This window comes from Pseudomonas sp. ICMP22404 (assembly GCF_006227205.1).
In the GTDB taxonomy this organism is placed as follows: Bacteria; Pseudomonadota; Gammaproteobacteria; order Pseudomonadales; family Pseudomonadaceae; genus Aquipseudomonas.
The window spans coordinates 503,734-527,817 of record NZ_VCNG01000004.1; the positions used below are offsets into that span (position 1 = coordinate 503,734).

General features: G+C 62.0%; 24 protein-coding genes and 1 rRNA gene. 11 read left to right on the top strand and 14 right to left on the bottom strand.

Going from position 1 to position 24,084, the window contains the following annotated elements; genetic code table 11:
* Nucleotides 1-32: 32 nt before the first annotated feature.
* Nucleotides 33-1,022, bottom strand: a complete 990-nt coding sequence (locus tag FGE05_RS10560) for a diaminopimelate epimerase (protein WP_139644646.1) — start codon at nucleotides 1,020-1,022, stop codon at nucleotides 33-35.
* A 179-nt stretch (nucleotides 1,023-1,201) separates the two neighbouring features.
* Here FGE05_RS10560 and FGE05_RS10565 point away from each other — a divergent pair, with 179 nt between their 5' ends.
* Nucleotides 1,202-2,353: an MFS transporter gene (locus FGE05_RS10565; protein ID WP_139644647.1), complete on the top strand. Its 1,152-nt coding sequence runs from the start codon at nucleotides 1,202-1,204 to the stop codon at nucleotides 2,351-2,353.
* 334 nt (nucleotides 2,354-2,687) lie between these two features.
* Here FGE05_RS10565 and FGE05_RS10570 read toward each other — a convergent pair whose 3' ends face one another.
* The 3 genes from FGE05_RS10570 to FGE05_RS10580 form a co-directional block, all read right to left on the bottom strand.
* On the bottom strand, nucleotides 2,688-3,128 hold the full coding sequence (locus FGE05_RS10570; protein ID WP_041020941.1) for a carboxymuconolactone decarboxylase family protein: 441 nt from the start codon (nucleotides 3,126-3,128) through the stop codon (nucleotides 2,688-2,690).
* Nucleotides 3,129-3,231: 103 nt separating this feature from the next.
* Nucleotides 3,232-4,674: a mechanosensitive ion channel family protein gene (locus FGE05_RS10575; RefSeq protein WP_139644649.1), complete on the bottom strand. Its 1,443-nt coding sequence runs from the start codon at nucleotides 4,672-4,674 to the stop codon at nucleotides 3,232-3,234.
* Between the two features lie 172 nt (nucleotides 4,675-4,846).
* Entirely contained in the window at nucleotides 4,847-5,713 is an 867-nt protein-coding gene (locus FGE05_RS10580; protein WP_139644651.1) for a pirin family protein, read from the bottom strand.
* 107 nt (nucleotides 5,714-5,820) lie between these two features.
* Here FGE05_RS10580 and FGE05_RS10585 point away from each other — a divergent pair, with 107 nt between their 5' ends.
* Nucleotides 5,821-6,729 (top strand): LysR family transcriptional regulator, encoded by a 909-nt coding sequence (locus tag FGE05_RS10585; protein WP_175386785.1) that lies wholly within the window; start codon nucleotides 5,821-5,823, stop codon nucleotides 6,727-6,729.
* 112 nt (nucleotides 6,730-6,841) lie between these two features.
* Here FGE05_RS10585 and FGE05_RS10590 read toward each other — a convergent pair whose 3' ends face one another.
* The 4 genes from FGE05_RS10590 to FGE05_RS10605 form a co-directional block, all read right to left on the bottom strand.
* Nucleotides 6,842-7,456: a response regulator transcription factor gene (locus FGE05_RS10590; RefSeq protein WP_139644702.1), complete on the bottom strand. Its 615-nt coding sequence runs from the start codon at nucleotides 7,454-7,456 to the stop codon at nucleotides 6,842-6,844.
* Nucleotides 7,457-7,569: 113 nt separating this feature from the next.
* Complete coding sequence (locus FGE05_RS10595; RefSeq protein WP_139644654.1) at nucleotides 7,570-8,004, bottom strand: response regulator; 435 nt, start codon at nucleotides 8,002-8,004, stop codon at nucleotides 7,570-7,572.
* 148 nt (nucleotides 8,005-8,152) lie between these two features.
* Nucleotides 8,153-11,410 (bottom strand): transporter substrate-binding domain-containing protein, encoded by a 3,258-nt coding sequence (locus tag FGE05_RS10600; protein WP_139644656.1) that lies wholly within the window; start codon nucleotides 11,408-11,410, stop codon nucleotides 8,153-8,155.
* A gap of 104 nt (nucleotides 11,411-11,514) precedes the next feature.
* Nucleotides 11,515-11,817, bottom strand: a complete 303-nt coding sequence (locus FGE05_RS10605; RefSeq protein ID WP_139644658.1) for a hypothetical protein — start codon at nucleotides 11,815-11,817, stop codon at nucleotides 11,515-11,517.
* Nucleotides 11,818-11,983: 166 nt separating this feature from the next.
* Here FGE05_RS10605 and tam point away from each other — a divergent pair, with 166 nt between their 5' ends.
* The 3 genes from tam (at nucleotide 11,984) to FGE05_RS10620 (ending at nucleotide 15,484) form a co-directional block, all read left to right on the top strand.
* Nucleotides 11,984-12,766: a trans-aconitate 2-methyltransferase gene (gene tam, locus FGE05_RS10610; RefSeq protein ID WP_139644660.1), complete on the top strand. Its 783-nt coding sequence runs from the start codon at nucleotides 11,984-11,986 to the stop codon at nucleotides 12,764-12,766.
* A 101-nt stretch (nucleotides 12,767-12,867) separates the two neighbouring features.
* A complete protein-coding gene (locus tag FGE05_RS10615; RefSeq protein ID WP_139644662.1) occupies nucleotides 12,868-13,668 on the top strand; it encodes an SDR family oxidoreductase in 801 nt (266 codons plus the stop codon).
* Nucleotides 13,661-15,484 carry a glycoside hydrolase family 15 protein gene (locus tag FGE05_RS10620; protein ID WP_139644665.1) on the top strand — a complete coding sequence of 608 codons (1,824 nt, stop codon included), beginning with the start codon at nucleotides 13,661-13,663 and terminating at the stop codon, nucleotides 15,482-15,484. The genes FGE05_RS10615 and FGE05_RS10620 overlap by 8 nt, the downstream gene beginning before the upstream one ends.
* A 194-nt stretch (nucleotides 15,485-15,678) precedes the next feature.
* Here the strand turns inward: FGE05_RS10620 and FGE05_RS10625 are convergent, their stop codons facing one another.
* Nucleotides 15,679-16,038 (bottom strand): DUF6124 family protein, encoded by a 360-nt coding sequence (locus tag FGE05_RS10625; protein WP_139644667.1) that lies wholly within the window; start codon nucleotides 16,036-16,038, stop codon nucleotides 15,679-15,681.
* Nucleotides 16,039-16,474: 436 nt separating this feature from the next.
* Between FGE05_RS10625 and FGE05_RS10630 the strand changes: the two genes are divergently transcribed.
* Nucleotides 16,475-16,852 carry a hypothetical protein gene (locus FGE05_RS10630; protein WP_047698505.1) on the top strand — a complete coding sequence of 126 codons (378 nt, stop codon included), beginning with the start codon at nucleotides 16,475-16,477 and terminating at the stop codon, nucleotides 16,850-16,852.
* Nucleotides 16,853-16,880: 28 nt separating this feature from the next.
* Nucleotides 16,881-17,783 (top strand): alpha/beta fold hydrolase, encoded by a 903-nt coding sequence (locus tag FGE05_RS10635; RefSeq protein ID WP_139644669.1) that lies wholly within the window; start codon nucleotides 16,881-16,883, stop codon nucleotides 17,781-17,783.
* Here FGE05_RS10635 and FGE05_RS10640 read toward each other — a convergent pair.
* Nucleotides 17,752-18,744 (bottom strand): GlxA family transcriptional regulator, encoded by a 993-nt coding sequence (locus tag FGE05_RS10640; protein ID WP_139644672.1) that lies wholly within the window; start codon nucleotides 18,742-18,744, stop codon nucleotides 17,752-17,754. The genes FGE05_RS10635 and FGE05_RS10640 overlap by 32 nt on opposite strands.
* A gap of 98 nt (nucleotides 18,745-18,842) precedes the next feature.
* On the opposite strand from FGE05_RS10640, the gene inhA reads away from it, so the two are divergent.
* Nucleotides 18,843-19,529 carry an isonitrile hydratase gene (gene inhA, locus FGE05_RS10645; RefSeq protein WP_139644673.1) on the top strand — a complete coding sequence of 229 codons (687 nt, stop codon included), beginning with the start codon at nucleotides 18,843-18,845 and terminating at the stop codon, nucleotides 19,527-19,529.
* Nucleotides 19,530-19,590: 61 nt separating this feature from the next.
* Here inhA and FGE05_RS10650 read toward each other — a convergent pair whose 3' ends face one another.
* Both FGE05_RS10650 and FGE05_RS10655 read right to left on the bottom strand, forming a co-directional pair.
* Entirely contained in the window at nucleotides 19,591-19,848 is a 258-nt protein-coding gene (locus FGE05_RS10650; protein WP_139644675.1) for an Atu4866 domain-containing protein, read from the bottom strand.
* 28 nt (nucleotides 19,849-19,876) lie between these two features.
* A complete protein-coding gene (locus FGE05_RS10655; RefSeq protein ID WP_139644678.1) occupies nucleotides 19,877-20,614 on the bottom strand; it encodes an SDR family oxidoreductase in 738 nt (245 codons plus the stop codon).
* Between the two features lie 202 nt (nucleotides 20,615-20,816).
* Between FGE05_RS10655 and FGE05_RS10660 the strand changes: the two genes are divergently transcribed.
* Nucleotides 20,817-21,764 (top strand): AraC family transcriptional regulator, encoded by a 948-nt coding sequence (locus FGE05_RS10660; protein ID WP_139644680.1) that lies wholly within the window; start codon nucleotides 20,817-20,819, stop codon nucleotides 21,762-21,764.
* Between the two features lie 176 nt (nucleotides 21,765-21,940).
* On the top strand, nucleotides 21,941-22,360 hold the full coding sequence (locus tag FGE05_RS10665) for a hypothetical protein (RefSeq protein ID WP_139644682.1): 420 nt from the start codon (nucleotides 21,941-21,943) through the stop codon (nucleotides 22,358-22,360).
* Between the two features lie 485 nt (nucleotides 22,361-22,845).
* Here FGE05_RS10665 and FGE05_RS10670 read toward each other — a convergent pair whose 3' ends face one another.
* Nucleotides 22,846-23,304, bottom strand: a complete 459-nt coding sequence (locus tag FGE05_RS10670; protein WP_139644684.1) for an SRPBCC family protein — start codon at nucleotides 23,302-23,304, stop codon at nucleotides 22,846-22,848.
* 154 nt (nucleotides 23,305-23,458) lie between these two features.
* On the opposite strand from FGE05_RS10670, the gene FGE05_RS10675 reads away from it, so the two are divergent.
* Nucleotides 23,459-23,860, top strand: a complete 402-nt coding sequence (locus tag FGE05_RS10675; protein WP_139644686.1) for a lysozyme inhibitor LprI family protein — start codon at nucleotides 23,459-23,461, stop codon at nucleotides 23,858-23,860.
* A gap of 140 nt (nucleotides 23,861-24,000) precedes the next feature.
* Here FGE05_RS10675 and rrf read toward each other — a convergent pair.
* Nucleotides 24,001-24,084: ribosomal RNA gene (rrf, locus tag FGE05_RS10680) — 5S ribosomal RNA — on the bottom strand; the annotation flags it as partial.

Genomic DNA, 24,084 nt, shown 5'->3' on the forward strand with positions numbered 1-24,084 from the left:
CGCGATAGCGTCATCAGCCGCACCGCAGGACGCTAAAGAAGCCGCGCCGTCCCAAACAAACTGACCCGCACCAGCTCCCCGCCCACCTCTGTCAGCAAGATCGGCGCCGTCCCCCCCGGCATCACCACACTCACCGGCCCTGCTTTCACCCAACCCACCCGCCACGCGGCGCTGGCCACGGCACTGGCGCTGGTGCCGGAAGAAGCGGTCGGTCCTTCGCCCCGCTCAAACACGCGGGCGGCGATCCGTCCTTCGGACTCGAGCCAAGCCCATTGCAGGTTCACCCCCGCCGGGCATGGAACTCCGGCACCACCAGGCATGGCATAAGCGATGCGGGTCAAGCTTTGGGAAAGTGCCGGGGCGCGCATCTGCGCGTTGCTCGGCAGCGCTTCGGCGCTGTCCACCAACGTCACGCAATGGGGATTGCCCATGCTCACGAACTGACTGTTGCCCCATGCCGGGTTCAACGCATGAAGCCCCGCCACTCGGCTGACTTCACGCTGATTGAAGCGCACGCTTTCCGTTGTTTGGGCAGCGACGGCCAGCGGCCCGAACAGCGGCTGTCCCAGGTTCAGCCAGAAGCCCTGCGTGCCTTCGAACTCAGCGGCCCGAACCGACGTTTGCAGCGGCGACGAGCCTTCGTGTTTGTCGTGATGAACCTGCAACACACAGTCGTCCTCTCCCGGCATCAAGCCTTGCGCCTGCAGGGCATGGGAGAAAATCGTCAAGCCGTTGCCACTGCGCTCGGCCAGGGTACCGTCGGTGTTGACGATCAACAGGTCAAAGGGTGGTTCATCCTGGAACGGCCCGATCAGCAGACCGTCGCAGCGATGAGCCTTGGCGCCCGGAGGCTGCTCACCCGGCGCCCAGGCGCAAAACCCACGCACCGCAGCCGCTGCCCAGGACTCACGGGCCTGTGCCGCCTGGGCCGCCGATGGCGGCAGGTCCACACCTTGGGCACGGACCTGTTGCGGTGAAACGACACCATAGATATTGCCGCGTGCATCATAGAACTGCGTCATGAATCGGGTCCGGAATCAGCCAGCAAGGGCGCCACTGTATGCTGCCCTGGCCCGTGGGAGCAAAGCTTGCTCGCGATGCAGCACCCTCGGTCGGCACCTAGAGGTCGCCGTGAGGTCAGTGGATATGCCAGCATAGGGTTCCCACCTGCATCACAGCATCGCAAAACCAAGGACGATTCATGACTGCCATCACGCCCCCACCCACGTTTGTTCCCGGACGCCTGGAACAGATGTCCACCCGCATCGCCTATCTCATCGCCGGCGTCGGCATTGCCGCCTGGGCGCCACTGGTGCCTTACGCCAAGGTGCGGGCGAACCTGGATGAAGGCACCCTCGGCCTGCTGCTGTTGTGCCTGGGGGTAGGGTCGATCCTGGCGATGCCGATTTCCGGCGCACTGGCGGCGCGGCTTGGCTGCCGGCGGGTGTTGAGCGGTGGCACACTCCTGATCTGCCTGGCGTTGCCTTTGCTGGCGACGATGAGCACGTTTCCCTGGCTGGTGGCCGCGTTGTTCCTGTTCGGCGCCGGGCTCGGTACGGTGGACTCGACCGTGAACCTGCAAGCGGTGATCGTCGAGCGGGCCAGTGGCAAGACCATGATGTCGGGCTTCCATGGCATGTTCAGCCTCGGCGGGATCATTGGCGCGGCCGGCGTCAGCGCCTTGCTCGGCCTCGGGCTGTCGCCACTGGGCGCGACGCTGGTGGTCAACGGGCTGCTGCTGGTGGCGCTGTTCAAGGCGGCGCCGCACTTGCTGCCTTACGGCAGTGAAAGCTCGGGCCCGGCGTTCGCCGTTCCCCACGGCGTGGTGTTGTTTATCGGCATCCTGTGCTTCATCGTGTTCCTCGCCGAAGGGGCGGTGCTGGACTGGAGCGCAGTGTTCCTCGCCTCCGAGCGCGGGGTCGAGACCGCCTACGCCGGGCTGGGTTATGCCGCATTCGCGCTGACCATGACCGTCGGCCGCCTGACCGGCGATGCGGTGGTGCATCGCCTGGGCGCCCGACGGGTGATCATCTATGGCGGCACCACGGCCGCACTCGGTTTCCTGCTGGCCACCCTGGCGCCGATGTGGCAGGCGGCGCTGTTGGGTTGCGCGTTGGTGGGAGCTGGCTGTTCGAACATCGTGCCGGTGTTGTACACCGCCGTCGGCAAGCAGACCTTGATGCCCGAAGCGATTGCCGTGCCGGCCATCACCACCATCGGCTACGCCGGCATCCTCGCCGGTCCGGCGCTGATCGGGTTTATTGCCCATGGCAGCAGCCTGAGCGTGGCCTTCGGACTGTTGGCGTTATCGCTGGTGGGAGTAGCGGCCAGTGGAAAGATCCTGAAAGTCTGAATGTCACCGAAGCCTTTGTGGCGCCCCGTCGGTCTTCGCCCCGATGGCCACCCACTGCAATGTCGCGCGCTGTCCGGTGCAGATAGGCTCGTGCTGCTCGCCCCCCGGAAGGCGTGGTATCAACCGCTATCGAAGTCGACTGATGCAACGCCTTCGCAAGCAGGCTCGCTCCCACCTTGGATTCGGGTGTACGCGGCATCTGCATACGCCACCTGCCCCTGTGGAAGCCGGGCTTGCCGGCGAAGACGGCTGCACATTCAACATCTTTGTAACAGACACTTCACTTTCGCGAGCAAGCAGGCTCCCAAAGGTATTTCGAGCGTCTATGGACGCTTCACGCCTCGGGCATCTTACGGAAGCCCACTGCCAGGCGGTTCCAGCCGTTGATGGCGTTGATGGCGACGGTCAGGTCGACCATTTCCTTGGGGTTGAAATGCTCGTTCAGCAGTTCATAGTCGGCGTCCGGCGCATGGGTGTCGCTCAGGCGGGTCAGGGCTTCGGTCCAGGCCAGCGCGGCGCGCTCGCGAGGGGTGAAGAACGGAGCTTCGCGCCAGGCGGTCACGGCGTACAGCCGACGCTCCGTCTCGCCGTCCTTGCGGGCATCGGCGGTGTGCATGTCGATGCAGAAGGCACAGCCGTTGATTTGTGAGGAACGCAGCTTGACCAGTTCGAGCAGGGACTTCTCCAGGCCCAGTTTCATGACAGCGTTCTCCAGGGCCAGCATGGCTTTGAAGGCGTCGGGGGAAGCAGTGTAGAAATCGATACGCGGTTGCATGGTGTGCTCCAGAACAATGGGGTGTGGCGCTACGTTAGCCCCAGGCTGGCGCGGTACAAATAGCCAATTATTGGGAAGTTCGAGTGACCAATGGGCAGGTTGCTCAGGCCCGGCTGCGCAACCAGTGCAGGAAGCGTTTCTTGGCCACCGGCTTGGGAGCTTCGCGGATCAGGTTCTGGGCGAGGTTCATCCGTACATCCAACAGGTTCTTCATGGCGTCGTTGATGTCGTGACGGGCGTCGAGGCAAGGCTTGAGGTAGTCCTTCTCGATGCGATAAAGGGTGCAGAACGTCTTGGCCGAAAAGTTTGCCAGCGCGGCCAGGTCGGAAATGATGCCGGCTTCGCCAATCACTTCCCCCGGCCCCATGCGCCCACCTTCGAACACTTGGCCGTTGCGCACCATGGTCACGCTGACCACGCCGGACTCGATGATGAACAAATGATCGCTGACCTCGCCGGCCGGCAGAATCATCTCCCCCGCGCGAAAGGTCTGCAGGGTCATGTTCTGGCTGAAGGTCTCTTTCTCTTCCTGGCGCAACGTCGAGAAAATACTCGAGCTGTCCAGCAACGCCCGGGGTCGTGACGAACCGCTGGCCGAGGCGCTTTCGCTGTCGGACAGGAGACTGATCCCCGACGCCCGCAGGTGCCGGAACGCCAGGTCGAACAGTTGATTGCGGACCTCGCGCTTCTGGGCTCGCGTGGCAACGAAACCGCTGATTTCATATTCCGCCCCGGCGCTGCTGGAACTTTTCAGCGTTACGCAAGGGGCCGGGACAGCGAGCAAGGCGCGGCAGCCGATCATGGCGCGCTCCAGCGCCTCGATCACTTTCTGTGGCCGGGCGTGGGGGCTGATCTGAACGCTGATGGCCAACCCGTGCACATCGCTGGGCCGGCTGAAGTTGATGACCTTGGCCTTGGCCGCCAACGAGTTGGGAATCACCGCCATGCTGCCCTGGGCGGTCTGCAAACGCGTGGCACGCCAGTCGATGTCGGTGACCCGGCCCTCGGTGCCGTCGATGGAGATCCAGTCATCGAGCTGATAAGGCTTGGTGGTGTTAAGCACGATGCCGGAGAACACGTCGCTGAGGGTGCTTTGCAAGGCCAGGCCGACGATGATCGCCATCGCGCCGGACGTCGCCAGCACCCCCTTGACCGGCAGATCCAGGACATAGGCCAGCGCGGCAATCACGGCGATCAGGAAGATCACCGCACCGAGCAGATCCTGCAACAGCCGCCCGGTATGACCGACCCGTTGCATCATCGCCGCGCCGATCAGCACCGTCAGGGTCCGTGCAGCGAACAGCCACCAGGCGATCTGCAAACCGGTGGCCGCCAGGTGCCGCGGTACATCATCGACCCACTGTGCCGGCTCCATGGGGTTGAGGCCTTCATTGAACAGCAGCATGCTGAACAATGAAAAAATCACCAGCCGCCCGCCTATTTTCCAATAGGACCGCTGCGCATTGACCAGTCGCCACAACAGCATGTCGAGCACAAGCAGCACCAGGGCGCAGAGCAGCGGGTGATTGGTGATCAGAGACAGCATGGGACAGCTCCAGGAAGGCCATTGGCGAGAAGATTGGCACAGATGAACACGCCGTGGAATCAGCACACCCCATGTAGGAGCGAGCCTGCTCGCGATGTCGGTTGATCCGTCAACGCTTCAGCAACTGGCGGACCGCTATCGCGAGCAGGCTCGCTTCCACAGGGAACAGCAATCAAGCGTCCATCTGGCCAAACCGCCCGGAGTGGAAATCGTTGAAGGCCTGGTGGATTTCCTGCTCGCTGTTCATCACGAACGGGCCATGGCCGACGATGGGTTCGTCGATGGGCTCGCCGCTGAGCAACAGCACCACTGCGTCGTTATTGGCGTGCAGGGTCAACTGGTCGCCGGCCCGGTCGAACAGCGCCAGTTGCCCGGCCTCGATCCGCTCGCGGCCGTTGGCCTGGACTGTGCCATGCAACACCACCAGGGCCGTGTTGCGGCCTTCGTGCAGGTCGAGGGTCAGGCTCTTGCCGGCGTTCAAGCGGATATCCCAGACATCGATGGGTGTGAAGGTCTTCGCCGGGCCTTGTTGCCCCTCGAAGGTCCCGGCGATCAGGCGCAGTCTGCCGGCGTCGTCCTTCAGTTCAATGTTCGGAATGTCATTCTTGAGCAGCGTCTGGTAGCCGGCCGGGGCCATCTTGTCCTTGGCGGGCAAGTTGACCCATAGCTGAACCATTTCCATGAACCCACCCTGGCGGGCGAAGGCTTCGGAATGAAACTCTTCATGGATGATCCCGGAAGCGGCGGTCATCCATTGCACGTCGCCCGGACCGATTTTGCCGCCGCTGCCGGTGGAATCCCGGTGTTCCAATTCGCCCTGGTAAACGATGGTCACAGTTTCGAAGCCCCGATGCGGGTGCTGGCCGACACCGCGACGCTCAGTGGTGGGGGTGAATTCGTTTGGGGCCGCGTGGTCCAGCAGCAGGAACGGGCTGATGTGCTTGCCCAGATTGTCGTAGGAAAACAGCGTGCGTACCGGGAAGCCGTCGCCGACCCAATGGGGCCGCGGGCTGGTGTAGAGGCCAATGAGCTTTTTCATGCTGCGTCTCCCAATCAGGTGTTGCGATTCGATGGGTACAGATTAAAACTGAGACCTTTGGTGCACTAGACTGCAAAAATCGGCTTTAGCGTTCTATCTGGAGAACGATCATCGAAGACCTGAACACGCTTTATTACTTCACCCAGGTGGTCGAACACCACGGCTTCGCTGCTGCCGGCCGGGCGCTGGACATGCCCAAGTCCAAGCTCAGCCGACGCATCGCACAACTGGAGGAGCGCCTGGGCGTGCGGCTGATCCATCGCACCAGCCGGCATTGTTCGTTGACGGAAATCGGTCAGGCCTATTACCAACGTTGCCTGGCGATGCGGGTCGAGGCCGAGAGCGCCGCCGAAGTAATCGAACGCAACCGCTCCGAACCCCAGGGGCTGGTGCGCATCAGTTGTCCGACGGCGTTGCTCAACAGCTGGGTCGGACCGATGCTGACCCGCTACATGATCCGTTACCCACGGGTGGAGTTGTTCATCGAGAGCACTAACCGCCGGGTCGACCTGATTCACGAAGGGTTCGATATCGCCTTGCGGGTGCGCTTCCCGCCGCTGGAGGACACCGACATGGTGATGAAAGTGCTGGGCAAGAGCACCCAATGCCTGGTGGGCAGCCCGATTTTTCGGGAGCGCCTGTCCTCCCCAGCGTCCCCGGCCGATCTCAACGGTTTGCCCAGCCTGCACTGGGGGGCGGCGCAACGGGAATATCAATGGGAGTTGTCGGGGCCGGACGGCGCCAGCGCGCTGATCCGCCACGCGCCACGCATGGTCACCGACGATTTGCTGGTCCTGCGCCAGGCGGCCCTGGCGGGAATCGGCATTGCCCACCTGCCCCACGTGCTGGTCCGCGATGACCTGGCGGCTGGGCAACTGGTGGAGTTGGTACCGGGCTGGGCACCGAAATGCGGGATCGTCCACGCGATCTTCGCGTCACGCCGCGGGTTGTTGCCGTCGGTGCGGACGTTGATCGATTTTCTGGCCGAGGAATTCAGCCAGAGTGATATGGCGTAGCGCAGCTTCATGTGGGAGCGAGCCTGCTCGCGATGCGGTCAGCACGGTCTATTCGCGGACCGCATTATCGTTCATCGCGAGCAGGCTCGCTCCCACAGGGAGAAACCAAGGCTCAGAGGTGATTGCGCTTGGCGAAATCCGACAAGCCCACCAGGGTCTTCAGGCCAAGCTTTTCCAGCAGCCGGGTCTTGTAGGTACTCACGGTTTTCGGGCTCAGGTACAGGGATTCGGCGACATCCTTGCCACGCATGCCCATGGACAGCATTCGCAGGATGGATAATTCGCGGGTTGAAAGGCTTTCCAGGGCCTGCTGTTCGGTGCGCTGCTGGAAATCCAGCCTGACGGGCATCTGGGGAAAATAGGAATAACCGGACTTCAAGGCATGAATGGCCTTGGTCAGCTCCTTCAGGTCGCTTTTCTTGGTCACGAAGCCCCTGGCCCCAGCCGAGATGCAGCGGTTGCAGAAGTGTTGCGCATCCTGGGACGTAAACACCAGCACGCCGCACTCGGGGTGCTGGGCCATGATCCAGACCAGCAAGTCCAGGCCATCGAAACCGTTCATCACCAGATCCAGGATCACCAGCTCCGGCGTACGCTCCTTGATCAGGGCCCTGGCATCGAGCACGCCATTGGCGTCCCTGATCTGGGTAAACCCTTCGTTCTGGCAAATCAGCCGCAATGCCCCCCGTATGACAGGGTGGTCATCCACGATCAACACGTCTTTCAAGGCAACTCCCCAGATGAATACAAACAACGCCGATGCCATGCTGCAGCGGACTCTTGCACAAGCGACAGGCCGGGCCACCTGTCAGGTCTGACAGTGCCGACCAATGGTCAGGATCAACCGCCGTGGCTGTGCCTGAGGGGACGACTCCAGGGACGGGGCACCTCACACTCCGCCGGATCGACCCGTGTCATCAGGCGCGCCAGGGCCGCGAGATCAGGCATCGGCGCAGGATGCAATTGCACGCTTGCTCGCCGCGCGACAGGGACCGACAGGAGGCCGGCCTGCTGCGCGTTGTAGATCATTCCATGGCGCACCTGCGGGTTATCGAGGAAGAAACCCAGCAGGTCCAGAGCCCCTTCCGCCAGGCAGGCATCGACGACCAGCAGGTCGAACGGCTCGATGCCGAACGCCATCAAGGTCATCAGCTCCTGCGCACTGCTCACGGGCGCAATCCGGAAATAGCCCTGTTGGTTGAACAGATACTCAAGCTTCATTCGATGAGAATGGTCTGTATCGGCAATCATGATACGTAGTGCTTTATTCGGCATGACGGGCATCCCAATGACAACGCGACGGGTGTGAACCGACTCGTAAACGTTAAGGGGCCTCAGGCTAGAGGAAGCTTTTGAGGGGCGCTGTAGGACGAGTCCTAAAAACAGTCGGAAAAAGCCCTCCTCGACACTCGGTTGTAGGAAGTCATTCCCGTGGGTGGTCAGGGGAAGCAAGCGCCCTCGTCACATGGCTCTCCAATTGTTCGGTGAGCAGATCCATGGCCTGGCGCAGGTCACCCACCGCGTTGGCAAGCGACACGCCGTCGGCGCTTCGGCAGGCGTTTTCCAGCGCCTCACAGGCAGCGACCAGGCCTTGCGCCTGGATGATCCGCGCACCGCCCTTGATCCGGTGCGCCAGGTCCGCGAGTCCGGATACATCGTGTCGGGTGAACATGTCGATGAGTCGCACCTTGTCGCCAGCATTGGCGTTAACCAGTTCGTTCAGCAGCTTTTTGATCGAGACGGTGTCGCCCCCGGTCAGTTGTTCGAGGCTGGTCAGGTCGAAATTGCCGGTCGACGCAACGGCGCTCTCCTCGTCAGGCGGCGCGCTGAGCGACCCCAGGCGTGCCTGCAGCTCCTTGAGGCCGATAGGCTTGAACAAGCAGTCGTCCATTCCGGCGTCGATGCAGCGATCCTTTTCCTCGGGCTGGGCATTGGCCGTGAACCCAAGGATCACCCCCCGCGACAGCCCTTGGGCCCGCTCTTCGTCGCGAATGGTACGAGCCAGTTCATAGCCGCTCATCAATGGCATGTTGCAGTCGGTGATCACCGCATCGAAATGTGCCGCGCGCCAGGCCTGCAATCCCTGCACACCGTCCCCGGCCTCCTGGACCCGGTGCCCCAGGTAGCTCAGCTGTCGGGACAACAGCAGGCGATTGGCCGGATGGTCATCGATCACCAGGACGTCCAGGGCCTGGGCCGGCACCGGCGCCTCGACCTCGGCCGCTGGTGCTTGTGCTTGCACCTGGGCGTCGAGCACGGGCAGGCGCAGCAGGATCTCGATCTGCGTGCCCGCCCCTGGCACACTGCTCAACGCCAGGGTGCCACCCATCATTTCGCACAGGGTGCGGCTGATCACCAGCCCCAGCCCGGAACCGCTTCGCGCGGACTGGCGATTATTGTCGGCTTGGATGAAGGGGCTGAACAGGCGTTGCTGGTCCTGCAGGGAAATCCCGCTGCCGGTGTCTTCGACCCGCAGGCGAATGCCCAGGCGGTTGTCGTCAGGGCCCGGGACAGCTTGCGCGCTCAGGCGTACCTGGCCTTGATCGGTGAATTTGATCGCGTTGCTCAGCAGGTTCGACACGATCTGCTTGAAGCGCAAGGGATCGATCAGGACATCCTTATCAATCGCCGCGTCCAGATCCAGTTGCAGGCTCAGGTGTTTCTGCCGGGCCAGACCTTCGAACATCCGCGCCACAGACTCGACCAACTGCGCCAGGTTGGCCCGCTCCGGTGCCAGGGACAATCGCCCCGACTCGATACGAGCAATGTCCAGGATGTCACCGATCAAACCGAGCAACCCCTGGGCCGCGTCGGAAGCGACTTCGATGGCAACCCGGTCCACGATGCCCTGGTCGGCTTTTTTCAGGGCCAGTTCCAACATGCCGATCAACGCATTCATCGGCGTGCGGATTTCGTGGCTCATGGTCGCCACGAAGGTGGTCTTGGCCCGATTGGCGTCGTCGGCGCTTTCCTTGGCGACACGTAGCTGCTCCAGCAGCCGACGCAAGTAAACGACCCAGCCCAGGGTCAGCAGCAGCGACAGCGCGGCGATGGTAAACCCCTGGATGATGGTGGTGCGGTTACGCAGCCAGTAGCTGTCGTCGATCACCACTTCACTGCGCCAGCGATTGGTCAGCTCGTCCATTTCTTCGGGGGAGATGCTCAGCAGTGCCTTGTCCAGAATCGAATGCAGCTCCAGTGCATCCCGCCGGGTCGCCAGGGCCACACGCGCCGGCAAGGTGCCCACGGTGCTGGTGATCTGCAGCCTGTCACGGTACTGCCGCGAAATCAGGTAACGGGCGCTGATCAGCGAATTGACCGCGCCGTCCACCGTGCCGGCGGCGACCATGGCCATGACATCGGCGGTGTCTTGCGCCGGAACCCACTGCACGCGGGGGTACTGCTCCAGCAGGTACTCACGCAACACATTGCTCCGCGCCAGCGCCAGTCGCTTGTCGTCCATCTGGTCCAGGGTCAGAGGGACCTTGGCCTGGCGCGGCGTCACCAACACGAATGGCGTGCTCAGGTACGGTCGGGTAAAGCGCAAGGCATCCTCGAACTCAGGGGTCACCGGCGCCGCCGCCAGGACATCGGCCTGGCCGCTCCTGACCTGCTCGATCAGGCCATCAAGCGAACTGCCCCGCTGGAGGTTGAACTTCAGGCCGGTACGCAAGCTGATCCTGGCCAGCACATCGGCGCTGATACCGCGAACATGGTCCTGGTCATCGACGAACGTCAGCGGCGGGAAATGTTCGTTGACGGCCACCGTGATCCGCGGATGCGCATCCAGCCAACGCTGTTCATTGACGCTGAAATGCAGCGCCTGCTGCCCCGGCATGCTGGCGCCACCAGCACTCCAGCGCCGCAGGATGCTCATGCGTTCACCGGTAGGGATTGCTTGCAGGGCGGCATCGACGATGCGCAACAAGCGCGGATTGTCACGTTTGATCGCGAAGGCGAACGGCTGCACCTCCATGCGGGAAAAATCCGCCAGTTGGATATTGTTCAGGTAGTTCTTGCTGATCAGGTAGTTGGCACTGATCGAATCCCCCAGGTAGGCATCGGCCTGACCGAACGCCACTGCGCCAATGGCACTCAAGGTCGAGGGATACAACTGCAAGGTGGCATCGGGATAGAACGCCTCGACCTTGGCCGGCGGCAAATAGTGGTACAGCATCGCCAACCGTTTGCCCGCCAGGTCCGGGGGCAAGTCCTGGCTGTCATCAATGCGCGCCACGAGGGTGGGCAAGTCATCGGCGTACGCCTGGGACATGATCAATTCCGGGTCATCGGCTTCGAAGCCGTTGGCGGTACCCAGCAAGTCGATCTCACCGCTGTGCAGCGCCTGGAGCGATTCGGTACGGGACGGGTACCGCCGCACTTGCACCTCGACCTGCAGCAACTGCCCGAGCAACTGGACATAGTCGGCGGTCAGCCCCTCATAATCGTTGCCATTACCGGTGATGCTGAACGGTGAGTAATCTGGTGCCGAGGCGCCGACCCACAACCTGCCCTTCTGCCGTAACCAGACCCGGTCGGCCTCATCCAGGGACACTGAATAGTCATCCACATGGGAGCGCCCGAGCACGTGCAGCGATTCGGGGGCTGCGCCAACCTGTGGCGCCACACTCAATGAGCCCAGCAACAGCGCCACCAGGCCCGTGCGTAGAAGCAGCATCATCTCAATCAGGTTTTTCGCCTGGCGAAGTCGGCCCCGACACCTATTGTTTTCATATCGGGTCAGGGGAAGCGGCTGATAGGTTCAGACCCGCGTTCGGTTCCCGGTCAGGTCGGCGCCGGAATCTTGCTCGCTGCGATGGCGAGGTCAATCAACGCCTGCCTGTCATCGGCGTCCACATCGTGATCACCATCGATATCGCCATGCGCCGAAACCTTGTCGAACGGCCCTCCTGGCGTCGTCCTGAAGACACGCACGCTGTAGGACGAGATGATCGAGTCGCGGAACTCGTTGTCAGGGTCGTCATCGACGAAGCCAACCATACGCGTCACGAAATCGATCTCTACCGCACGGTAGATCTGGCCGGTTTTCTCGGTCAATGTAATCAGGATGCCCTTGCTGGTTTCCATTCAATGACTCCTTTACGGATGCCCTTATGTCATTGAGCAATGTATTCCGGGTCAACCGGCCTGTCTGCTGTAAGAACTAACAGGTGCGCGCCTCATCCCCCTTGGCCTTTATACTGCCGCGACCCGATTCGATCCGCCGCCCTTCGATCCGACAAAGGAGAACGCCATGAGCTGGTCCGCCCGGCAATACGTCACGTTTGAACAGGAACGCACCCGCCCTGCCCGGGACCTGCTGGCCGCCATTCCTCCTTTGGAAGCGCGCTCGGTGATCGACCTGGGTTGCGGCCCCGGCAACTCCACGGAACTGTTGGTGGAGCATTTCAACGGGGCAACGGTGCGCGGTCTGGACAGTTCCGGCGACATGGTCGACGCCGCTCGCCAGCGCCTGCCCGCCGTGGCGTTCGACATCGCCGATATCGGCCAATGGGACGAGCCCGGGCCATTCGATGTGATCTTCGCCAACGCCGTGCTGCAATGGCTGCCCGACCACGCCAGCCTGCTGCCGTCGCTGGTGAACAAACTCGCGCCGGGCGGCACCTTGGCGATCCAGATGCCCGACACGCTCCATCAGCCGTCCCACCGCTTGATGCGCGATATTGCCGCCAGCGGTCCCTGGGCCCACCTATTGGCCGGGGCGGCCGATACCCGCACGGAAGTCGCCGACGCCAGCACGTATTATTCGATCCTGAAGCCCCATTGCAGCCGCGTCGATGTGTGGCGCACCACCTACCATCACCCATTGGCCGGCGGCGCTGCGGGTGTGGTGGAGTGGTTCAAGGGCAGCGGTTTGCGGCCGTTTCTCGACCCATTGGACGAGGGGCAGCGTGCGCAGTACCTGGAGCAGTACCTCCGCGCCATCGAACAGGCCTACCCGGCCCTGGACGATGGTACGGTGCTGCTACCGTTTCCACGGGTGTTCATGGTTGCGACGCGCGAGGAAGCCGCGTAGGGGGCAAGCCCGGAGGAACATGAAGACCGCCTCCCCCAACTGAACTCTGCAGGCCCCGCGCCAGTCAGCAGGTAAGGCCCTCAGTCCAAGGTGCTAAACCGATGCAGATTTCCCTCGCGCAACAAGTTGCCCTCGTCACCGGCGCCAGCTCCGGCATCGGCGCGGGCTCGGCCAGGGCTCTGGCCGCCGCCGGTGCCGCCGTGGTGCTCAATTACCATTCCAACGCGGCCCCGGCCGAAGCGCTGGCCCGCGAGATCAATGAGAACGGCGGACGCGCCATCGCCCTCGGCGCCGATGTGTCCCAGGAACCAGAGGTCGAGCGGCTGTTCACCCAGACTCTGGAGGCTTTCGGTACGCTGGACATCCTGGTCGCCAACTCCGGCCTGCAAAAAGACGCCGCCGCCGTCGACATGAGCCTGGACGACTGGAATACCGTGATCGGCGTCAACCTCACCGGCCAGTTCCTCTGCGCCCGCGCCGCGCTGCGGATCTTCAACCGCCAGGGCATTCGCCAGGGCGTTTCCCGGGCAGCCGGAAAAATCATCCACATGAGTTCGGTCCACCAGCGCATCCCCTGGGCAGGGCACGTCAACTACGCGGCGTCCAAGGGCGGCATCGACCTGTTGATGCAGAGCCTGGCCCAGGAAACCAGTCACCAGCGCATCCGCATCAACAGCATCGCCCCTGGCGCCATCCGCACCGCCATCAACCGTGAGGTCACCGAAGACGAACAGGGGCAAAAGCTGCTGGAGCTGATTCCTTACGGGCGCATTGGCGACGTCGAGGATGTTGCCAACGCAGTGGTCTGGCTGGCGTCGGACCTTTCCGATTATGTGGTAGGCACCACGCTGTTCATCGATGGCGGGATGAGCCTTTATCCGGGGTTTCGCGACAATGGCTGACCATGACGAACCACAGAGCCCCATTGAAAACCATGGCATCATCGGCGACATGCGCAGTGCCGCGCTGGTCAACGACCGGGGAAGCGTCGACTTTTTCTGCTGGCCGGAATTCGACAGCCCCTCGATCTTCTGTTCATTGCTGGACACCCCGCAGGCGGGCATTTTCCAGATCTGCCCCGACCTGCCGGACGCCCGGCGCCAGCAGATCTACCTGCCCGATACCAACGTGCTGCAAACCCGCTGGCTGAGCGACGGCGTGGTGGTGGAAATCACCGACCTGTTGCCCATCGGCGACACCGAGGATGACTTGCCGGTGCTGATGCGCAAGGTGCACATGGCGGTCGGCCACGCGACGTTTCGCATGCGCTGCGCGGTGCGCCATGACTACGCCCGGGCGACCACCACCGCGCATCTGGAAGGCGCCCACGTGTGCTTCAAGGCGCAGGGGCAACCGAGCCTGCGCCTGCGTTCAGACCAGGCCATGACCCTGGACGGCAACGCGGCGGTGGCCGAATTCACCCTGCCGGAAGGCCAGAGTGCCGAGTTCCTGTTGGGCGGCATCGACGACCCCAGGCTTCAGGACAATGTCAGCGCGATATGCCTGGAACGCACCTTGGCGTTCTGGCGCGGCTGGATCGGCCAGTCCAATTACCGGGGCCGCTGGCGGGAAACAGTCAACCGTTCCGCCCTCGCGCTGAAGCTGCTGACCTCGCGCAAACACGGCGCCATCCTGGCCGCCGCCACCTTCGGCCTGCCGGAAACACGCGGCGGCGAGCGCAACTGGGATTACCGCTACACCTGGATCCGCGATGCCTCGTTCACCGTCTACGCGTTCATGCGCCTGGGCTTCGTCGAAGAGGCCAATGCCTACATGCGCTGGATGCGCGGTCGGGTCAGTGACTGCCACGGGCAACCGGTCAAACTCAACATCCTGTATGGCCTCGACGGCAGGCAGGAATTGCCGGAAACCGAGCTGTCGCACCTGAGCGGCTTCGGCAACGCACAGCCGGTGCGCATCGGCAACCAGGCCTACGAGCAAGTGCAATTGGACATCTACGGCGAGTTGATGGACGCGGTGTACCTGGTCAACAAATACGGCGAAGCCATTTCCCACCAAGGCTGGAAACATACCGTGGAGGTGATCGACCAGGTGTGCGAAATCTGGCAGGACAAGGACGTGGGAATCTGGGAAATGCGCGGCGATAAACAGGATTTCCTGCATTCGCGCCTCATGTGCTGGGTGGCGGTCGACCGTGCCATCCGACTCGCTGGCAAACGCTCCCTGCCCGCGCCGTTCAGCCGCTGGGACGAGACTCGCCAGGCCATCTACAAAGACATCTGGACCCGTTTCTGGAACGAGGAATGCCAGCATTTCGTCCAGCGCCTGGGCAGCACCGCCCTGGATGGCTCGATGCTGTTGATGCCGCTGGTGCGCTTTGTCAGCGCCCAGGACCCACGCTGGCTGTCCACCCTCGACGCCATCGAAAAGCATCTGGTGCGCGACGGCATGGTGTACCGCTACCGCAACGACGATGACCCCATCGATGGCCTCAGCGGCACCGAGGGTTCGTTCGTTGCCTGCTCGTTCTGGTACGTCGAATGCCTGGCCCGTGCCGGCCGTGTGGAAAAAGCCCAACTGGAATTCGAACAACTGCTGCGCTACGCCAATCCGCTGGGCCTATACGCCGAAGAGTTCGACGGCCACGGTTATCACCTGGGCAACACACCCCAGGCCCTGAGCCATCTGGCGTTGATCAGCGCGGCGAGTTTCCTGGATCGCAAGTTGAGTGGGGAGAAGAACAACTGGCAGCCGTGAGCCGGGCTGGTGCCACGCTCGAGTGAACACCTCCCTGTGGCGAGGGGATTTATCCCCGCTGGGCTGTATCACAGCCCCAAAACTGCCAACCCGCTGTGTCAGATTGATCGGTTTTGTCTTTTGAGGGGGCTGCTCCGCAGCCCAGCGGGGCGGTGCGACGTTTCGCTAAATCCCCTCGCCACAGAAGCGATATGTCAGGCCGCTGGCTCGATGTCATCCAGCGCACGATTGGCCAGCAACGTACCCAACTCAATCAACTGTTGAATACCTAACGCCACATGCCGCCGGGACCCTTCCAGCTCGAACGCCAGGTCACTGACCATCGCATTGGCCGACGCCAGGGTTTCGCTGAGGCTGGTCAACACCGATTCGGTATTGATGCCCGGAACCACCGAAAAGACCTGGCCGTCGTGGGTGTCGGGTTTAGCTTCGGTGGTTGGAGAGAGATGCACGCTCAGCGCACGATCGGCGACCTCACGAAGTTTTCTTGAATCAAGGTTTGTGTAGGCAGAGAGATTTTCGGCCTTGGGCGGATTGGGGGTAATTTTGACCACTGTGAAACTCCATTCAAATGTGGAGCTCGCCATTTCCGCGACCAAGCAGAGGGTGGCGAACTGTACGCAGGTTGGTCGACCAGGGAATGGAAACCCGGCAGGGCCCGAAGCCCTCCCACGCACAGCCAGCCATAAAGCAGACAGCCGCTTGCGCGGCATCGTGCGCCATTCTAAACCCGGACGACCAAGCCCGGTCGCTGATTTTGCAGCGACCGGCAGAGCCTATCTCCACCGCTTCCTAACCGACAACCGCCGCGACTCGTCAGAAATTTCCTGTTCACAGGATTTTTTGTAGGGCCACAGATCCATCAGGGTATTCACCCCATTCATCGCCACGCCCCCTTTCAAGTTGCCAGCCCTCCAAACCCCTCCTAAGATCGATGCTCTCACGGGTGCAGCGGAGCTGCCCGATAAAAACCCGACTCAAGGATCAGGCATGACCTACGTGAAACGCACCATCGACACCCCGCCCCGTACCGGCCTGACCCGGGAAGACCTCTGGGAAGGCCAGGACAAGGGCTTGATCAAGTGTTGGGAAATCGGCCGCGACCGGGCGACGAAATTCCCGGAGCTGGCGCAACGTTGCCTGGCCGGAGAACTGCCGGTGCTGGGCTGGAAAGGCGGGGTCAACCGCAGCCTGAAGAAAAACGAAAAATTCGGCTGTCTAAAATACCTCGCCCAATGGCAAGGCTTGCGCGGTGAAGACCTGGACATCGACTTGTCCCAGGAACGCACACTGACCTGCACCAGCACGAAGATGATCGTGACGTTCACGCCAGATCGGGCCAAATACGTGAATCAGGAACCCGCCTGAGCGCAACCGGGCGCTGCCGGAGGCCGACATGAACCAGGATCCCAAGATCAGTTTCGCAGTAACGCCACTGCTGCGCATCGCCTATGAAGAGCACGGTCCCGCCAGCGGCGAGCCGGTCATTCTGCTGCACGGCTTTCCTTATGATCCAAGGGCCTTCGACGAAGTCGCGCCGGTCTTGGCCCTGCGTGGCTACCGGGTCATCGTGCCCTACCTGCGCGGCTATGGCCCGACCCGGTTCAACAACCCGGCGATCATGCGTTCCGGTCAGCAAGCCGCGCTGGCCCAGGACCTGTTGGACCTGATGCATGCACTCAACATCCCCCAGGCAGCGCTATGCGGCTACGACTGGGGCGGCCGAGCGGCGTGCATTGTGGCGGCGCTGTGGCCCGAGCGCGTGCGCTGCCTGGTCACCGGCGATGGCTACAACCTGCAGGATATTCCCCGGTCAACCCAACCGCTGGATCCGCAGACGGAACATCGCTTGTGGTACCAGTATTATTTCCATACCGCCCGGGGCGTGGAAGGCCTGAGGCAGAACCGACGTGAGTTGTGTGAGTGGCTCTGGCGCCTGTGGTCACCGACCTGGAAGCGCGGCGCAGAGCTGTATCCACTCAGCGCGCCCTCTTTCGACAACCCGGACTTCGTCGATGTGGTGATTCATTCCTACCGCCATCGGTTCCTGTACGCGCCGGGGGATCCGACCCTTGAATGGATGGAGGAACAGCTCACGGCGCAACCGGACATCAGCGTGCCCAGCATTTCCCTGTGCGGAGCCGACGACGGCGTGGGACCAGCCCCTGAACAGGATGAAGACGCCAGGCACTTCAGCGGTCCGTACGAGCGTCGAGTGCTGAGCGGCGTGGGTCACAACATTCCCCAAGAGGCCCCCGAGGCCACGATCAAGGCACTGCTGGATCTGCTTGAAGGCTGACAGCGAAACGCTCGCGATACGCCTGGGGCGTCACCCCCATGGCCCGCAGGAAACTGCGGCGCAGGGTTTCTTCACTGCCGAAGCCACATTGCACTGCCACCCGCTTGATCGGCACGCCGGTGTCGGACAACAGGCGGCGGGCGGTTTCCACACGAATCAATTCCACCGCCCGCGCCGGGGTCTGGCCGGTCTCGGCGCGATAGTGACGGACAAAACTGCGTTCGCTCATGCCCGCCTGGGCAGCCAGGTTGGGCAGGCCCAGGTCCTGGGTGAGGTTTTCGGCGATCCAGGCGTGCAGTTCGTCAAAACGGCTGCCCTGATTCTGTAGCGACAAGGTCACGCTGAACTGCGATTGCCCGCCCGGCCGCTTGAGGAACACCACCAACTGCCGGGCGACCTCCAGGGCCACGGCGCGACCCAGGTCGTCTTCCACCAGCGCCAGGGCCAGGTCGATGCCCGCCGTCACCCCGGCCGAGGTCCAGACCGGGCCATCGTTGATGAAAATCGGATTGGGCTCGACACGTAGTTGCGGATGCTGCTCGGCCAGTTGTTCGCAACGCGTCCAGTGGGTAACCACCCGACGCCCGTCCAGCCAACCGCTGGCGGCCAGCAGGAACGCCCCGGTGCACACCGAGGCCACTCGCCGCGAACGCTGGCCTTGGTCTTTGACCCAGGCCACCAGCGTCGGGTCCTTCGCCGCCTCGTACACACCCCAGCCGCCAGCGATCAACAAGGTGTCGCTGCCTTCGGTCGGCAACGGCTCGGCCATCAACGCCAAACCCGCCGAAGACACCACCGCGCCACCGCCGGCGGCGATCACCGTCGGCGCGTACGGCAATGGCAGGCCTCGCTGGCGGGCCATATCGTTGGCCGAAGCAAATACCTGCAAAGGCCCGGTGACATCGAGCACTTGCACGTTGGCAAAAGCCAGTACATGAACGGTTTTCGGTGGATTGGGCATGTTGGCGTAATTCGTGGGCTTATTGGCGTATGCGCCAGAGCCTACGGACCTAAAGTAGAACCGTCCACCCCCCGGGCATTATCCAAAGGAGAAGCGCCATGACATTGCAGATCGGTTTGCTGTTATTCCCCCAGGTCCAACAGCTGGACCTTACCGGCCCTTATGACGTGTTGGCCTCGTTGCCGGACGTAAAGGTACACCTGATCTGGAAAGACCTGGCGCCGGTCACCTCCAGCACCGGGCTGGTGTTGTTGCCCACCACCACGTTCGAAGACTGCCCGAAGCTGGACGTGATCTGCGTCCCCGGTGGCAGTGGCGTTGGCCCGTTGATGGAAGACGAGCAGACGCTGGCGTTCATCAAGCGCCAGGCCAGCCAAGCGCAATACATCACGTCAGTGTGCACGGGGGCGCTGGTGCTCGGTGCGGCGGGCCTGTTGCAAGGGAAACGAGCCACCACCCATTGGGCCTACCACAGTTTGCTGTCCACCCTGGGCGCAACCCCGATCAAGGACCGCGTAGTGCGTGACGGGAAATTGATCACCGGTGGCGGTATCACCGCCGGAATCGATTTTGCCTTGACCCTGGCGGCTGAATTGTTCGATCAGGACACCGCCGAACTGGTCCAGCTGCAACTCGAATATGCCCCGGCCCCACCCTTCGACGCCGGCTGCCCGGACACCGCGCCAGCGCAAATACTGGAGGAAGCCAAACGGCGCGCGGCGGAGTCGTTCCGGGTACGCTCGCAGATCACCCTGCGTGCTGCGGCGCGGTTGGAATTGGCGTAACGATCGGTAAAACCTGTGGCGAGGGGATTCATTCCCTCGCCACCCCATATCGCCGTGTGCCTCACTCCTCCTGGCGATACAAGACCATCCCTGCGTGATAAAGCACGCCTTCACGAAAATCCCCGTCGGCGGTAAACCCGGTGTCGTCGTGGTATTCGATATGATCGTCCTGCAACCAATAGTCGCCCTGGTATGCACGCTCACGCGAACCTCGCGCTTCGTCATAACGTCCCCCCGGCAGCAGCCGATGGCGGATCACGCCATCGGCCGTCACCCACAGGCCGACAAATTTGTCCTGGTCACCCGATGTTTTTCTCATGGGAGCATCTCCTGTCGGTCTGGTCGATTCAGAATGGGCTGGCGGTTGGCCGGACGATCAGTTCGCTGACGTCCACATCCGCTGGTTGCTCGATGGCATAGGCAATTGCCCGGGCAATGGCCTCGGCGGGTATGGCGATCCTGCGGAACTCGCGCATTTCGGCGCGTCCCCCTTCATCGGAAATACTCTCGGCCAGTTCCGATTCGGTCACGCCGGGCGCAATCACCGTCACCCGCACATCACCGCCGACCTCCTGGCGCAACCCTTCGGAAATGGCCCGCACGGCATACTTGGTGGCGCAATACACAGCGGCGGTGGGGCTGACGGCGTAGGCCCCAATGGACGCAATGTTGATGAACTGACCGCTGCGCTGACGCTGCATCAATGGCAGGCCGGCCGCGATGCCATGAAGCACCCCACGGATGTTGACGTCGATCATCCGATCCCACTCGTCGACTTTCAGCGCCTCAAGTTTGGAGAGCGGCATGACGCCGGCGTTGTTGATGATCACATCCACCTTGCCGAAACGCTCGACGGCGAAGTCGACCAGGCTCTGGACATCGTCGCGACGGATCACGTCTACGGCCTTGCAGACCGCCTGCTGGCCAGAGGCTTCGAGCTCCTGGACCAGCGCTTGCAGACGATCGACGCGCCGCGCGCCAAGTACAACACGGGCACCGCGAGCGGCCAGCAGACGTGCTGCGGCTTCACCAATCCCGCTGCTGGCACCGGTAATCACGACTACTTTGTTTTGGATATCGGACATGATGGTTTCCTCGTCTGGGTGTGTTCGCCCCCTAAGGGAGCGTTTTGACAGGTCCAGATTAAGGAGGCAGCCGATGGCGGGGTTAGCCGGATCCTCCTGCGCGCTTGCACGATCCTGTAGCGATAGAACCGACTATGGCTGCCGGCCGCGCAATAGGTTCTACTAGCGCGATCCATTTATTTGGCCAGGGAGATTGATTGGCATGTCGGTATCCACGTCCATACAGATTGCGCCAGACGACAGCGTCAACCAGCGCCGCGCCGAGTTGGCGGCGCTGATGAAACGTTTTGCGCCAAAAAATGGGGTATTCCCCACGGCCATCGGCACCTTGAACCTGATTCGCAGCGACCAGCCAACCGATGCCCTGCATGTCGTGCACAAGCCGGGCCTGTGCGTGATCATCGAGGGGAGCAAGGAAGTACGGCTGGCGGATGAGTGCTACGTCTATGATCCACTCAATTACCTGGTGGTCTCGGTCACACTGCCACTGGCCGGACAGGTCATCGAAGCCAGCCCCGAGCGTCCTTACCTGTGCATTCGCCTGGACATCGAGCCGGCACAGATCTGCCGCCTGATCGCAGACGCCAGCCCTATTGGAGTACCCGCTCAACAGGCCGGCCGTGGGCTGTTCCTGGACCGCATTGATGCGCCGCTACTCGACGCGGTGTTGCGCCTGCTGCGATTGCTGGAGAGTCCAGACGACATAGCCGCCTTGGCTCCTCTGGCCCAGCAGGAGATTTTCTACCGTCTGCTGCGCGGCGCCCAAGGCCAGCGCTTGCATGAGATCGCCATCCCCGACACCCAGGCCCATCGCATCAGTCGCGCTATCGAGTGGCTCAATACTCATTACACCGAGCCGCTGAGCATCGACAGCTTGGCGCAAATGATCAATCTCAGCCCTTCGGCGCTGCATCATCGCTTCAAAGCCGTCACCGCCATGAGCCCGTTGCAGTATCAGAAACAACTGCGCTTGCAGGAAGCCCGGCGGTTGCTGCTGGAGAAAAACAGCGACGTTTCGTCAATCGGCTACAAGATGGGCTATGAAAGCCCTTCGCAGTTCAGCCGGGAGTACAGCCGTCTATTTGGCGCATCTCCGAGCAAGGACATCGCTCGCCTGCGAGCCCAGGCGCAGCAAGCCAGCAGCGCCTGATTCCGACACACAAACAGGATCAGGCAAACCCAGGACAGTATCCGTCTAACGATCACCCCTTCCCCGTCCCTAATCTGAACCCATGCAGCAAGACCACCGTCGCGCTGCAACGGGTTCAGCAGATGACGACATCTGAATGACCCGGCACTCAACCTTGATATGACCGGAGTCTTACCATGAAAACTTTCAGCACCTTGTTCGCCGCTACCGTCTTCGCCCTGAGCACCAGTGCCTTCGCCTTGCCGAGCCAGCAACCGGATCATTTCTTTACCCAGGCTTCGGACTACCGGCAGACGATGGCTGCTGATGGCGCGGAACGCACTCCAGGGGGGCAGGCCCTGGCGGCCGATGGCGCGGAACGTACCCCTGGGGGTCAGGCTCTGGCGGCCGATGGCGCGGAACGCACCCCTGGGGGTCAGGCTCTGGCGGCCGATGGCGCGGAACGCACTCCCGGGGGCCAGGCTCTGGCGGCCGATGGCGCGGAACGCACTCCCGGGGGCCAGGCTCTGGCGGCCGATGGCGCGGAACGCACTCCCGGGGGTCAGGCTCTGGCGGCCGATGGCGCGGACCGGACCATGACAGGCCGCCAGGCATGATCAGAGCCACCTTCGTCCAAACGAAAAAAAACCCGCCGAAGCGGGTTTTTTGAGGACCAATTTGACTCCCTGTCTGGCATTCCGTGCCTGGTCCCATCATCCATGATCCCGAGCACTCCCTGTACTCAGTGGATGGACACAGATTAAGCCCATGACCGTCCTGGAAAAAGACGAGAACGCAGTGCCTATGCGTAAGCCTTTCGCCATACAACGCCGCTACAGCTTTTTACAGGCGAAAAAAAACCCGCCTAAGCGGGTTTTTCCAAGACCATTACGACTCCCTGTCGATAGCCATCCATGCAAGGTCGATCGTCCCTGATCCTGAGCACTCCCTGTGCTTCAGTGGATGAATACAGATTACGCGTCGGATCCAAAGTGCAATAGTCGACATCACTACCATCGCGTGTAAGACATTCGCCATACCACCCTTCCGATTCCCCTTAGGCACCCTCAGGGATCACCATCAATCGTCGATAGGACCGACCTCAAGACTTGTTAAGGAACTCCTCGATATTGGCCATCTGCTCATCCCAGCCACGGCTGTCCATGCGGAAAGCCTTGAGTCGGCGTGCTTCGGGAATGCCGTCAAACCCCGACTCCACCACCTTGAGCAAAGTGCCTCCGTCGATGTCTTCCAGTTCGAATTGAACCCGCGTCTCGGGCTCCTGAGAGTAATCCACCTGGGGTTCGATGGCGTAGGGATGCCAGCGAAACGAGAACACCCGCTCAGGCTCGACCCGCTCTACCGCCACGTCCCAGGTAAGATGCTCATAACCGGGATAAGTGATCTGCCCCTGGGTCCGTTCACCAGCCACAAACCGCTTACCCTCCAGGGCCACGCCGAACCATTGGCCAAAGGCTTCGGCATTGGCCAGGGCACGCCAGACCTGGGAGCGCGGCGCCTTGAGCAAGATCTTTCTTTCGATGCGATCGGATAAATGCATGGGTCACCTCCTGTGTTCAACAGTAGGCTTGTAAGACCACAAGGCCAACCGGAAAGTTGTATCAGACCGTTGTTTGAGTATGGGCCGATGACTGAAACCTAAAGCAGCGAGGTAAACTCCTCCGGCTTTTCCCCCCTTCAAGGAGAGATCGACCATGTCCTCACGCTTGCTACTGGCCCTGACACCGTTATTGTTTGTCGCCCTGGCCCAAGCCGACGACTGCGCCAATGCCACCACCCAAGGCGAGATGAACCAATGCGCGGCCCAAGAGAAGAATGCCGCCGACAACGAGCTGAATAGCTTGTACAAGCAGATCACAGCGCGCCTGAAAGACAATCCCGAGGGCAAGCAGTTACTGGTCAAGGCACAGCGGGCCTGGATCGGTTTCCGTGACACTGAGTGCAAGTTCTCTGCGTCCGGGGTCGAGGGTGGCAGCGTCTATCCGCTGATCTACAGCAACTGCATCACGGCGCTCACCAAGGCGCGGGTGGAGACCTTCAAGACCTACCTCAAGTGCAAGGAAGGGGACCTGAGCTGCCCGGTACCCGAGGCGTAGACGCTTCACCTTACGCAGTTAAACGGGTGCCCATCGATGCAATAGACACCTGGTCTGCACACTCGCGGTGAGTGCAAACTTTTTTGAGAGCAAAAACAAAACCCCTACCTGCGTCAGCAGATAGGGGTTTCGGAATTTAATCTTGACGATGACCTACTCTCACATGGGGAAACCCCACACTACCATCGGCGATGCATCGTTTCACTTCTGAGTTCGGGATGGGA